The 13,086-nt window shown below is 35.8% G+C and carries 11 protein-coding genes and 1 riboswitch; all 11 genes read right to left on the reverse strand.

The features are described from left to right. Nucleotides 1-52: 52 nt before the first annotated feature. A complete protein-coding gene (locus BM012_RS09780; protein WP_061804284.1) occupies nucleotides 53-856 on the reverse strand; it encodes a hypothetical protein in 804 nt (267 codons plus the stop codon). Nucleotides 857-984: 128 nt separating this feature from the next. Next, nucleotides 985-1,512, reverse strand: a complete 528-nt coding sequence (locus BM012_RS09785; RefSeq protein WP_061804283.1) for a GNAT family N-acetyltransferase — start codon at nucleotides 1,510-1,512, stop codon at nucleotides 985-987. Between the two features lie 6 nt (nucleotides 1,513-1,518). Then, on the reverse strand, nucleotides 1,519-3,420 hold the full coding sequence (locus BM012_RS09790) for an endonuclease MutS2 (protein ID WP_061804282.1): 1,902 nt from the start codon (nucleotides 3,418-3,420) through the stop codon (nucleotides 1,519-1,521). 476 nt (nucleotides 3,421-3,896) lie between these two features. Continuing rightward, complete coding sequence (locus BM012_RS09795) at nucleotides 3,897-4,889, reverse strand: glycerophosphodiester phosphodiesterase family protein (protein WP_061804281.1); 993 nt, start codon at nucleotides 4,887-4,889, stop codon at nucleotides 3,897-3,899. 253 nt (nucleotides 4,890-5,142) lie between these two features. Further along, entirely contained in the window at nucleotides 5,143-5,643 is a 501-nt protein-coding gene (locus tag BM012_RS09800) for a GrpB family protein (RefSeq protein WP_061804280.1), read from the reverse strand. A gap of 383 nt (nucleotides 5,644-6,026) precedes the next feature. After that, complete coding sequence (locus BM012_RS09805) at nucleotides 6,027-6,794, reverse strand: 3-oxoacyl-ACP reductase (protein WP_061804279.1); 768 nt, start codon at nucleotides 6,792-6,794, stop codon at nucleotides 6,027-6,029. A 14-nt stretch (nucleotides 6,795-6,808) separates the two neighbouring features. Then, nucleotides 6,809-8,272: an acyl-CoA reductase gene (locus tag BM012_RS09810; protein WP_061804278.1), complete on the reverse strand. Its 1,464-nt coding sequence runs from the start codon at nucleotides 8,270-8,272 to the stop codon at nucleotides 6,809-6,811. Continuing rightward, on the reverse strand, nucleotides 8,272-9,411 hold the full coding sequence (locus BM012_RS09815; protein WP_061804277.1) for a LuxE/PaaK family acyltransferase: 1,140 nt from the start codon (nucleotides 9,409-9,411) through the stop codon (nucleotides 8,272-8,274). Before BM012_RS09815 ends, BM012_RS09810 begins: the two co-directional genes overlap by 1 nt. Further along, a complete protein-coding gene (locus BM012_RS09820) occupies nucleotides 9,408-10,733 on the reverse strand; it encodes a solute carrier family 23 protein (protein ID WP_201030246.1) in 1,326 nt (441 codons plus the stop codon). Before BM012_RS09820 ends, BM012_RS09815 begins: the two co-directional genes overlap by 4 nt. A 241-nt stretch (nucleotides 10,734-10,974) precedes the next feature. Beyond that, nucleotides 10,975-11,083: riboswitch (TPP riboswitch) on the reverse strand. Between the two features lie 100 nt (nucleotides 11,084-11,183). Further along, the gene (gene allD / locus BM012_RS09825; RefSeq protein ID WP_061804276.1) at nucleotides 11,184-12,197 is read right to left on the reverse strand and encodes an ureidoglycolate dehydrogenase; all 1,014 of its coding nucleotides are present in this window, start codon (nucleotides 12,195-12,197) and stop codon (nucleotides 11,184-11,186) included. A 414-nt stretch (nucleotides 12,198-12,611) separates the two neighbouring features. Then, the gene (locus BM012_RS09830) at nucleotides 12,612-12,962 is read right to left on the reverse strand and encodes a hypothetical protein (RefSeq protein ID WP_061804275.1); all 351 of its coding nucleotides are present in this window, start codon (nucleotides 12,960-12,962) and stop codon (nucleotides 12,612-12,614) included. Between the last annotated feature and the right edge of the window lie 124 nt (nucleotides 12,963-13,086).

Raw genomic sequence — 13,086 nt, forward strand, 5'->3', positions numbered from 1 at the left:
AAAAATATAAAAAGCTCCCTGTTTACTAACAGAGAGCCCTTTATATTTAAAGTTATTCATTTAAATGAATGTAAAGCTTTTTAATAAAATCTGAATCTATATCTACCATGTAAAAAGCACCTAAATTGTTATGCAGCTTTTCAACCATTTTTAAGGCATTCTTATAAGCTGTTTTCAATTCACACTCTCTTAGTTTTGCAGTTATTGAAACATAGTCATGATAAGATTGAACACTTATATCCGCCTCTAAGTTTTTGGTACTGTTTAACCAACGTTCTACCGTTTTTTCCTTTACTCTTATGAGTTGTAATATATATTTTTGCACTTGTGTTAACACCTCTAGAGAACGTGCTAACTCTCCTCTCTTCATTACATTTACACCCATCAGCCAAGCGTTCGCAAAGTTATTAAAAGCGAAATTTACATTTTTATCTGTCATTCTTTCTGGACCAGATCCACCTAATCCTTCAAGCAAAGGCTGTAATTGTTCTGTAGAATCGTAAACATACATAGACTCAGGGTTTGGAAAAACTCCAGTAGATTTAAAACTTTTGATAATTTCCATTTTTGATTCAGGGAGAAAATGAAATTCCCCCCGAATCATATTTGAAAATATGACTACCTCTGTTCCATACTCATTGTAAAATATCAGATCAGCGGTGTTGACTTCAGAGATCCAGTATCTAGAGTTAAAATGATTTATATCCTGATCCCTAATGAATATATAAAACTCAACATCTGAATACTGGTCTCCTTCCCCTTTAGTAAAAGACCCATACATCATACAAGCTGAGACTGATTCATCTTCAATACATTTATTTTTAACGTTTTGAATGATTTTCTCTTGAATTAGCACATTCAACACTCCTTATCTCATATTTTCATTTTTAGATAAGGGATTTATCAAACACAGGACAGCATGAGCAACACATATATTATGCTCCTTCCATTTTTAATCAACATGAGTATCAAATATGTCTCATCTTATTTAAAAAATGCTTGAGAATATTGATCAACACCCTGTGTATTTTTAAGGGAGTCCTTAGTTAACTCTATAGCCATAAATACTTCGTCTGGTACTTCGAATGGTGATCTTATATTCCATAAACTTGCTGGTTTGAATCCGAGTTTTGGATAATAATCTTGATGCCCTAATACAATAACAGACTGATAACCAAGCTCTTTTGCTTTTCTTAATGTATGAGTAATTAATAAACTTCCAATTCCTTTTTTCTGATGATTTGGTGATACAGAAACTGGGGCAAGAGTCAGGGAATCTACAGCCCTATCATCATTTACGACTTTAATTTTAGATAACATAATATGCCCTACAATTTCGTTATCTACTGCCACTAATGAAAGTTCAGGAATAAACGCATCAGATGTTCTAATCCGATATACAAGTTCATGTTCTTTCTGATCGCTAAACGCTGCATGTAAAAATGCTTGTTTTACAAGTTCCTCTGTTTTTTTATAATCTTCCTGTCTCTCTTGTCTAATCATTATCGCCATTTCATCTCACCCTTTATGCTTTCTTATCTCTTTTTGGATTTTACGAAGCGCCTTTTTTGAACCACGTTCTATATCATGCTGCGTTTTTCGGGTAGTATAATCGATAAACAAGGTCTCTAAATCATAGCCGTCTGGATATAGTTCCTTTGCTGATATTTCTAGGGAAATCCGCTTAACATTTACTTCGATAAATTCTTCATTATAGAACACCACAACATTATAGAAATTATCCATTTCTTTATAGATGATCCCAAAGTCATCATAGTCTAATAATTTTACACGATCGCCTTTTTTATATTCATACTTTTCTTCATTCTTTTCTTTAACAACCTTAGGTTTTCTTATTTTATTCTCATCTACCCGTTCTAAATGATATCCTTTGTTCTCCATATAGTGCTTCGCTCTTTGTAGAACATTTTCTCGTACATTCATTTTTCTAGAAATCCAAAGTGCATTACTTTCTCCTGATTTTCCTATTAACAATTGATACATTGGCTCTAATGTATCACTATGAAATTGCATTGCTGCATTCATAAAGTCGCTGTGCATTTCGGAAAAACGTTTAATTTCGCCATAATGAGTTGTCGCTACTGTTATACATCCCATTTGGTAAAATTCCTCTAAAATTGAAATCGCAAGTGCAGATCCTTCATTTGGCTCTGTACCACTTCCTATTTCATCAAATAGTAAAAGGGTATTATTATTAGATGCTCTCATAATCTCTGATACATTTTTCATATGAGATGAAAATGTACTTAACGCATTTTCTATACTTTGATTGTCTCCAATATCAACAAAGATGTTTTCAAATACGGCTATTTCCGTTTCTTTGTTTGAAATAATATGAAAGCCTGACATTGCTGCTAATGTGACTAATCCAATGGTTTTTAGAACAATGGTTTTCCCGCCAGCATTAGGACCCGTAATAATCAAGCTACGATAGTTTTTCCCTATCTCAAAATGAAGTGGTACAGCCTCTTTTGTTAAAAGGGGATGTTTACAATCAACTAATTTGATATATCCATAATCATTTAACTTCGGTTCTATCCCTCCAACATGCTTACTGAATTTTGCTTTCGCAAACACCATATCATATTGACTGATAAGGTCCATATTTATCTTGATTTCATGAATATTCTCTAAAAGCACTCCTGATAACGTAGCTAATATTTGATACTCTTCTATCGCCTCTTCAGCTTTTAGGCTTGCAAGTTCTCCATTTAACTTTGTAATGGTATTTGGCTCGATAAACACGGTGGAACCTTTAGAAGAAACCTCAATTACGGTTCCTGGAACCTGGTTTTTATAGGAAGCTTTAATAGGAATTGTATATCGATCATCTTTTTTACTAATAAAGAATTCTTGAATATACTTTTTATATGAACTGCTATTGAGAAATTTATTTAAGCGTTCCTTTATTTTTTCTTCCGCTACTTCCATGTTATGTCGTATTCGTTTTAGCTCTTTACTTGCAGCTGAATCTACACGGTTTCCCTTAATTGAAAAATTAATTTCTTCTTCAATACTTTTAAATTCAGTCATTGAATTGGCGTAAGATGTTAATACAGGTGCGAAAAATTCTTTATTCATCATAAACTTTTTCATTTTTCTACATCCTCTTAAAAAGTCTGATACACTTACCAACTCACTTGGATCAAGCATCATCCCTTTTTCAAGGTTTTGTATTGTATGATCGATATTGGATACTCCTAAAAACGGCACATGTCCCTCAGCGTCTAAGATTGCTCGTGCTTCTGTTGTTTCATTCAAGCGATTTTTAACTATTTTTATATTTGTACTTGGTTTCAATTTATCTAGTAATTGTTTACCTAATCCACTTACACAATAAGATCTAACGGTCTGTTTTAATTCGTTATATTGTAACTTTTCATAAGTCGCATGATTCATTTTCCATTCTCCTCACTGTGATTTATTCATTTCACAAGCGAAGATACCTACTCATTAGATTTCAATGGGGTTTCAAGCATAAAAGAATATCATTTGCTACTTATATAAACACAAAAAAGCTGCGGGGATACCGCAGCTTTTTACATTACAAGGCAAGTGTAATATGTATAAGGAAATAAGCCATTAAAATAGAGCTATTCCCTTATTCCCTTACTATTACATGCTTTATAAAGTACTGTAGGTATCTTCATAGGTTTTGAAATAAATTCATAGCAAAATAAGGGTCCATTGTGTACCTTATCCACTTCTGCTATCGTATTTATTTCATTTAACTTTTCCTATTTAGAACCTACCGCACTCACAAAAAGCACCTCTCATTAATTTATTGTTATTACCATTGAAATCTAACTTAATGATTTTATCATACTATAAATGGATAAAAAAGTAAAGTTTAAATACATTTTTGTTCTTAGAAATTACTCTTCATCTTTATAGTAATTCCCTATTTTATCTATACGGTTGGTCCATATGCCCCCTGAATAATCGTTTGGAAGTCTTTTTAAATTTTGAATAGAATCAAAACCAGTTGAAAACTCACTTCCATCTCCACCAACAATAATTGTGCGAGTATTTACATCATCCATTCGATTTAAAAAGCGGTTTGGCCATCCCCAGAGGATGTGAGCAATTTTTTCTGGTATATGTAATTCTGTGTTTTCACATGCGTTAGGTACATTCCCTGTCCATCCTGTTGCTATATATGGAATGAGACAAGCTTTCATAGTTGCTTTAGACATAACCTTTAGATTTGGCATTTCCCTTTTCAATGAATCAATAGGTTCGTCTCCCCCATAAACCGTTATATTTTTCAGGCGCTTTTTAGAAAATGGGGATAAATATTGGGCTAGTTGTCTTCCTTCCTCTGGATCATTACTTTTCACATGAATAAGAAATGCTTGGTGAGGAAAATGTTTCATTACTTCATTCAGGGAAGGCATAAGGTTGACTCCCTTACCTCGAAAAGGATATGTTTTTCCTCCATCAGCCGTATACCCGTATCCAATATCTAATTTCTTTAACTCAGCCATTGTATAATCCCTTGTAACGCCTGTTCCATTTGTTCGGCAATCTATTGTCCAATCATGAAATACGGCAAATTGATTGTCTTTTGTGATGTGCACGTCAAGTTCAACCATATCAGCTCCATCCTCAAAAGCAGCTTCCATAGAAGGAATGGTATTTTCTAAAAAATTATGTTCCGGTTTGTAAATCCTTTCGGCTGTACATGTATCATTTTGAATATCTTTCATAGTAAATGTTTGTGCAACACCTCTATGAGCAAGCAAAAAGGGTTGACTCTCTCTTTTCTGAGCTAGTAAAGAACTATTATTCAAGTAAATAAAAGCTATTATCACTCCGAAAATCAGCCATGTAGTTCTACGTTTAAAAGCTTTTTTTAAAAACTTCATAGTCTCCTCCAATTAGTCAATATAACTTGTTATCAATTCAAAATCATATAAAAGACCATGATTAATTTCAATAATTGAAGGATTATAATTTCCTATTAATATTGGTATAATTGTAACTACAACTAATTTCGGTCACTACTTGATAGAATAGCTATGAATGCTTCATGTATAATCAATTCATATATTAGGAATGATCGGTAGTAAAAGACACCCCACCTCTTTTATATAAATATCAAAGGATAAAAAATCATTTTCACTTATTCTTATAATCATCCGTTTTCATGAGATTTGTTAAGAACCTCGCTTTGGCTTCTCTATACTCTTCCATACTCCTACCGTTAAATTCTTGTTTAATTTGATCATATTGCTGCCTCAAATTTTCATTTTCCCTTAAAACACTTGTGATTTTCCAAAATATATCGAGAGATGAGTTTCTTACGGTTAATTGGATACCTAAAGGAGGATCTCTATCGTCATCCTTAAACGAAATGAATGTGTCAGATGACACACTTCCTGAATTGACATCATAGTGTTTTACTAAAACCTCTCTAGATGAATTAAAATGCTCTTGATTCACTATCACTTGTATGTCTACGTCCCCTTTAGTAAGACTTCCGGGTATGGCTGTACTTCCTATATGATGAATTTCTGCATGAGGCAATAATAACTGTAACTTTGCTTTTTCTTCCAAGAATAATGTTTCAGCAGCTTCACGAAATACATGTTCTGCTTGAAAGTAAACTTTCTCTTCCATAATAACCCCCTTGATGACTCTTTGATTTTAAAAAACTTTAAGGTGAGAAAATGAACCTACTTGAACACCTCCTAATGAATGCTGTTTTTCAACTTCACACTTCGGATTAATATTTAACCAATTAAATTAGTTGAATATTTAGATCATTTAATATTTCTCTCCTATTGTAAGCATTTTCTATTCATTAGTAAATGTATATGGTATGTAAACCTAATTTATATAAACCAGTCTCGGAAAGTGAAGAAGCCATAGACTCCTTATTAATAAAGGAATCTATGACTTTTTTTCTCTTCTATATAGTGTTTTATTCATTTTACCTTTAGATAACATTTTTATCTACGTGATTACTTGTAATGTTAGTAAAGCATTACTTAACAACTTTCTTAATGCATGACTAACCCACCATCTACATTTAAGCATTGACCCGTAATAAAAGAGGCTAAATCAGAAGCTAAAAATAATACACTGCCAGCAATATCTTTAGGCTGGGCCAAGCGGTGCAAAGGCGTCAATTGAATAATTTCGTTTCTGATATCTTCCTTTGTCTCATGGCTTGAATCAGTTGGATAAGTCAGACCTGGAGCAACGGCATTAACGGTAATACCAAAACCGCCTAATTCCTTGGCGAGATTTCGGGTATAACCAAGCAATGACATCTTCGCTGTTGTATAATCATGATAAGGAACAATTGGAAAATGAATTAAATTACTAACCATATTAATCATTCTTCCTGACATTTGATTCTTCATATGAGGCATTACAGCCTTACATATATTATAAGCGCCATGTACGCTTCCTTCCCATTGTTGGTTGTAATCTTCCCATTCCATCTCCCACGCTGTTTTTCTTGTTTTAGGGTTAAAGGTATAGTGGCTTAAGGCATTGTTTACAACTACATCAATGGTGCCAAAGGAATCGACAACCGATTCTATCATTTCATTTACTTGATTGCTATCTGTCACATCTGCCCTAATCGCAACGGATTGACCGCCCATTGCCTCAATTTCACTAACGACTTCACCCGCAAGGTTCTCATTGTTCAAATAATTAACAACAACAATTGATCCTGCGGCACCAAACTGTCTGGCCATCTCCGCTCCAATACCCCTGCTTGCTCCTGTAATTAATACTATTTTCTGCTTTAAATTCATCGTTACCCCACCTTCTATTCAACATCTGGATCAAAACGTTCCAAGTCCTCTTCTACATTCCGTTCAATATCTGTCATTCTTACAAGATCAAGGAGATTAAACCCTCCATCATGGTGCCAACCTGGCTTTGCTTGATTCATTTCGCCTACTGGAGTGATTCTATTTACACCTAATTCTCCTAGGCGATCGGCTAGTTGGAATAATCTCGAAGGAGCTACTGCAAGCCCACATGACTGTAAATATTGTTGATACGGCTTAATAATATGAACTGCCTGTTCAATTGACTCTACTACCGAGTATACGTGAATAGAGCGATTCAAGGGAGAACCTTCAAATCCGAGTTCTTCGTGATAAATAACAGTCCAAGATGTACCCCTTTCGCTTGAAAGAACCGTTACATTATCTTGTTGCAGGGACTCCAGCTCAAAGCGGCTTCTTAACCGTTGAATAGACATGGCCTCTTCATCTGTTAGCTTTGCCCGTGGTCTTTTTTTATGATAACGTTCAAGTTCTGCACCTAACATTTGGGCGAATTGTTTTGCACTGATTCCTCCTCCTTCTTCCACAAAAACAGTCTGGGGAGATAGACAGCTTTGTTGGTCATAGACACTGATATCTTCCGCTAATTTTTGAATCGTTTTATAGTACAAATCGGGAGTTAAAGCTTCCTTGCCAATTAAGGAGAAGCTGATTTTATGTCCATAACTTAAGAACTTCTTATGAGGGGGAACCTTGCTCTTCAGTTTTTCAACAGTATCATTTGTTCCATAGACAATCACAGCGTCGCTAGTTTCAATGGTTGTCCCTTCTAATTCATTTGTTCCCCCTTTCCACGGGAGTATCGCAATCGTTTCGGCAAGTTTTTCATCAACCTCCGCTAATGACTCTGTAAATAAAACAGGGAACAGAGGTTCAGCCATTGAGACTTTTCCGATCGTACTTGATTTAACCATAAGCCCCATAATTAAACTCCAGATTTGAACTCCTGGAACATTTCCAGAGAAAACATGAAAAATGGTACGTGGTCCAAAAGCCTTGCTCATACCGCCGGATTTTCGAGGACGAAATTCATCTAACATTGCCGGCTGATCGAACTCTTCATCTAGAAAGCGCAATAATTCTTTTTTTCGAAAGGTACGCATATATCTTTTTAGTTGCAACCGGACCATCTCTTGATCATAACCCGTTATAATGGGAATGACTCTTTCTGCTAACTTACGAAGCGGATAGTCCGGATTCAGCCATTTTTGAACGGCCATATCAATTTTGTTAACAATATCAGCAATAGGCATAGAGGCCAAATACTGGTCACGATTAATTTGCACTTGATGAATAATTCTCTCTAACACATCCACTGTAATAACAGGAATTTTTAATGTGAAAGTAATGTCACTACTTTCAATCGTTTTCAACTGAAATTCGTTTAATTCAATGGAATCAGGCACACGATATGCATTCAATTCTTTTATCTTTTTCACTATCTTACCGCACCACCTGAATTTGACTGTATTAACTGATCGACGGCAATGGAACAGCCTCTTGCCTCGGAATCTTTTATTCTTCCAAGAAGAACGAAGCCATTTTCCGTTTGACAGCCCAGATCTTCTGTTAAAATAGCTAGGCACGAATTCCAATTGGCAAGATCGTAATGTGCAATAACACCTTTCTCCCCCTCTTGGACGGGTTCTAGCGTTTCCGTATTTAAAATAACGGTTTTTATCCAAGGAGCTGCCGCCTTATCATGGATAACAGATGGATGCAAATAACTACTTAGAATTGTTTGATCATAGATTTGAGAACTGAGTTCTGTCATTCCATACATATTGATACATTTATCACGGCCAATTTGAAAATACGTCTGAAACTCAGTGTACAAATGCTCCATATCCACTTCCCGTGACTGACCTTTAAAGCCTCCTGTATCAAAAATCCGGCTTTTTTCTGGTAGCCCGAACTGAATTTGCTTTTCTTTTAAGTAATCAAGGATATGAACATAAGCAAAGCTTGCCCCCATTAGCATCACAGGCTCTCTTTTCTCCTCACATCTTTTTAATTGAGAAACGAGCCTTTCGAAGTTAAGTCCCTCTTCACTGAAAAAGAATTCGCTATTCCCTGTTCCAAAATAGGACACAGCATTTGATAAGTATCTTGATAAGGAAGAATTTTGGTTAAGATCTTCCGCAGGTGAAAGTACAAAAATAGTCATTTTCTCATAATCTGGCATAACAAATCGCTTAAATGGCCCCTTCATAGAAGCATCCCATACAGTAAGATCAGGATGATAATTCTTCCCTTTCGCCTCAGGATTCGTTGTCCCACTTGTCATAAAAACTGCTTCTGCTTCCTCGATTGGTTCACAAGATAACGTTAATTCCTTGTATCCCTGAATGGGCATCGGAGGAATATCTATCCATCTCTTCACTGTCAAAGGCGTTCTTTTTCTCGCCTGGCAAAATTTCTTATAAGCCTTATTATGCTTAAACTGATATTGAAACAATTTCAGTGCCAGCTCATTATATGTCACTTCAGCGATATCAGGATTCGTTTGCTTTTCCTGTGCATTGCTTTCGATAAACTGTAAGATTTCGTAAGTGATCATTCTTGAATCTTCTCTCATTCTAAACGCCCTCTTTTCAGTTTATTAGGTATAGTGATAAGTATCAGTTGTAGAAAGATAGTAGTGAATGCTCCAATTAATATACTATTAGAAAGCATTGTGCCTAAGATTCCATCTATATTACCGGAATAGTGAGGCAATGAAAGTGCCAGCAACATGGATAACCCGATGATAAGATAATTTTTTTCTGTATTTTTTGCTTTAGTAAGAATAGAAATACCTGTAGACACAAGTGTAGCAGCAGCAGGCAAAAAGATTCCTCCTACGACAGGAGCAGGTGTTAAAGCAAGTAATGCTCCGATTTTTGGAAAGAATCCGAACAGCAGGAAAATCCCCCCCGCCACCATGACCGGATATCTCGAAGCTACTCCTGTCAACCTTAGCAATCCGACATTTTGAGCATACGCAGTAGTAGGAAATCCTCCAATAAGGGAAGATAGAAATGAACCAGCCGCTTCGCCTGCAAACCCATTGCGAATTCTTTTTTTGTTAATTTCAGTATTCAGCATTTCACCTGAAGCCTGGTATACTCCCATTGCTTCAATAATGGCTACAATATATACGACAAAGAAAGTTAAAAAGGCTTCCCACTGAAACGTTAAATTTCCATATGGAAGGAACTGTGGAATTCCAAACCAAGGTTTACTTTCAATTAGAGAAAAATCAGCTTTTCCAAGCATAATGGCGAGGATGTCTCCAACAACTAATGCAATTAAAAAGGAAAAGGATTTCCATAAACCTTTACCAAAAAGAGATAAACTTAACACAATGAGGGACGTTGTGATTGATAACGTTAATGTTGATGGACTTGCAAATGATTCATCCCCAGGCGCCCCTCCCAAAAATTCGGATAGAGTGAACTCTGATAAAGATATTCCAACAAGAAAAATGACGGTACCTGAAATAACAGGGGTAAATAATGACTTTAAACGGCCGATAATACCTGTAATAGATAAAACAAACACAATAATTGCACTTAAAAAAATACCGCCGCTTGCAGCAGCTAAGCCATTTGCTTTACCTGCCGCAATCATAACTGAGTCAAAAGCAGCAGATGGTCCCTGAACGATAGGTAATTTTACTAGCTTGGTAGCCTGAATTAATGTCACTAAACCAGCTACAATGAATATAGCACTTACGATATTTGCCGATTGTGAAAGTGGTAAACCAATCATTGCAGCAACAAAGATAGGATCTAGCCAAACGTTTGAAACACAAACATGCTGCAATCCATAGAGAAAGGTTTTTGAAGACGACAATTTTTCATCCAATGCTATCTTTTCTTCATAATGATTAGTAGTATCTTTTGCTTCTTCCTTCATAGCTGTCTCCTTACGCTGTAGTGTTTACAATTCTGATCTAGGTAGGATGCCATAAAAACGGATATTTTGTTTTATTACATAAATTCCCCCTTCTGCTTTATCTCAGTTAATCCGTTCAAGTGCCTATTTTTTCTAGGATTTTTTAAAATAGGTTGGCTCTAAAAGCACTCCAAACGAAAATAGAGCATAATAAAAACCAGGCCCACTTTTGGACCTGGTATAGTATAGTAATAAAGAATAATGTTTATCTTAGCTACTTTCCTACGCTGGTATAATCCAGATCAGGTCCAAAGGGTTAAAAAACATCGGTTTTTCTCTCAGCCCCGTTTCGGGCACCCCTAGTAGAATTGTATATTTATTTATCGACTCTAATAATAACTTTAAAATCTAGATAAGTAAAGACTCATATAATGGTAGGAAACTTTATAGTCTATAAAAATAGATTAGCCTCTACTCTTTTGATAAATAATCATAGACAGTTTCAGTTACAGGAACTCCTTCTCTCAGTCTAATTTCCTCTTTTAATTGCTCAGGCTCCCCTGGTACCATGACCTTTGAAAACCCCTCAGCAGGCGTTATTTCGTGAAGTTCCTTTATCATTTGATCCATATTGGCTAGAAATGTATCATGATCAGTGAAAATAGCGGGGTTAATGGCACATAAGAAATGTCCAAGTTTGCGTTTCTTTGAGTAGTCACCATACATTGCTGTAATATGAGGTCCAAATGCTGCTCCAGTAAGTAGTCCTGAAAGCACGTCCACTACCATAGCAAGTCCATAACCTTTAGGGCCCGCAAATGGCAGCAAGGCTTTTACTTCGTTTGGATCTGTAGTCGTCTTTCCGTTACCGTCCACTCCCCAATCAGAAGGAATAGAGGTACCAGCTTCGCGCGCGTGAAGGACCTTCCCAAAGGCGACATTGCTTGTAGCCATGTCAAGAATTACTGGTTTATGTTCAAGAGCAGGAAAACCGAATGCGATTGGGTTTGTACCAAAAAAAGGCTTAGCTCCACCAAATGGCACCACTACTTTATCTGTATGAGTCACCACCATACCAATCATTTTATGTTCAGCAGCTTGCTGTACAAAATAAGACAATGCCCCGCAATGGCTGCTATTAATAGCTGTTACCATCCCAATTCCATTCGTATTTGCTAATTTAATAGCGTGATTCATTGCTTCTTTAGCAACTACATGTCCCATTCCGTCATCACCATCAAAAACAGAAGCAGATGGCGCTATATCTTTTACAGAAAATTGAGGATTAGGGTTTAGTCCTCCTTCGGTTAAGCGCTTAACATAATGCTCTGTTCTTAGTACACCATGAGAACTAACCCCTCTTAAATCTGCGTGAACCAAAACATCCGCTACTATAATCGCATGATCTTGACAAAGACCAGCCTTTGTTAATTTCTTTACAACAAATTCTTTTAATTGATGATGAGCAACAATTACATCTGTCATTTGGCTAAACTCTCCTCTTAGCGTTTTTATTTTCTATTTTAATTTTCATGGCCTTTTTGAATTCTCCTTCTTAAATTAGCTTTTTCAAAGGAATTGGGGGAATAACTAGCGGTAAACACGCGGAACTTTTCCATTTAGAGAACTAGCTGAACATAGACAAAACACGTCTATATAGGACTATACAAGAAGAAAGTAATGAATGAGCAGATTACCTTATTACTAAATAAAAAAGAACCCATTTTGAAAATATATCATTCAAAATGGATTCCAACGTTTAATTTTATTATCAATCATTCCTACCATCCTCTCTTGAAAACTACCTACTTCTCAGAGAAAGGATAATTATGTTATTCTCTTAGGCAATTCAATTTTTGCTTTGAACAGGATCTTTTATAGATATATTCTATTTATTATTTATCCAGGGAATACTCTACGACAAGCTATATGTGCTGCATGTACTCCTCCTCCTGCATTTATGGCTGCGCCAAGCGGACCACCAACAGAAGCTCCATAAGCAGCCGCTCCTACAGTTACCATAGCCACACATTCATCAAAATCTGCTTCAGGATGGGAGTTTCTAAACATTACTGCTAAACCATCAGCATTTTCACTAATCTTTTCTCGAATATCATCCGTAATTCCGTTTAAAATATTTTCGCTTTCCTCAAAAGTATGACTTAATCCGTTTTCAAAACCATTTACAGCATTATTTACAGCGTCATTTACTGTACGACCTGCACTTCTTAGCTTATCTTCAAATGACATATGGATGCTCCTCCTAAGGATTTGATTTATCAAATTCTTATATATCTTCTTCACTTATAAGAAATTATATTCGATTCTTAACAATGGTTCTTGGCTATCTAAGTATCCTAAAGTAGCTTCGTCA

The sequence above is a fragment of the Priestia endophytica DSM 13796 genome (assembly GCF_900115845.1).
Lineage (GTDB): Bacteria > Bacillota > Bacilli > Bacillales > Bacillaceae_H > Bacillus_I > Bacillus_I endophytica.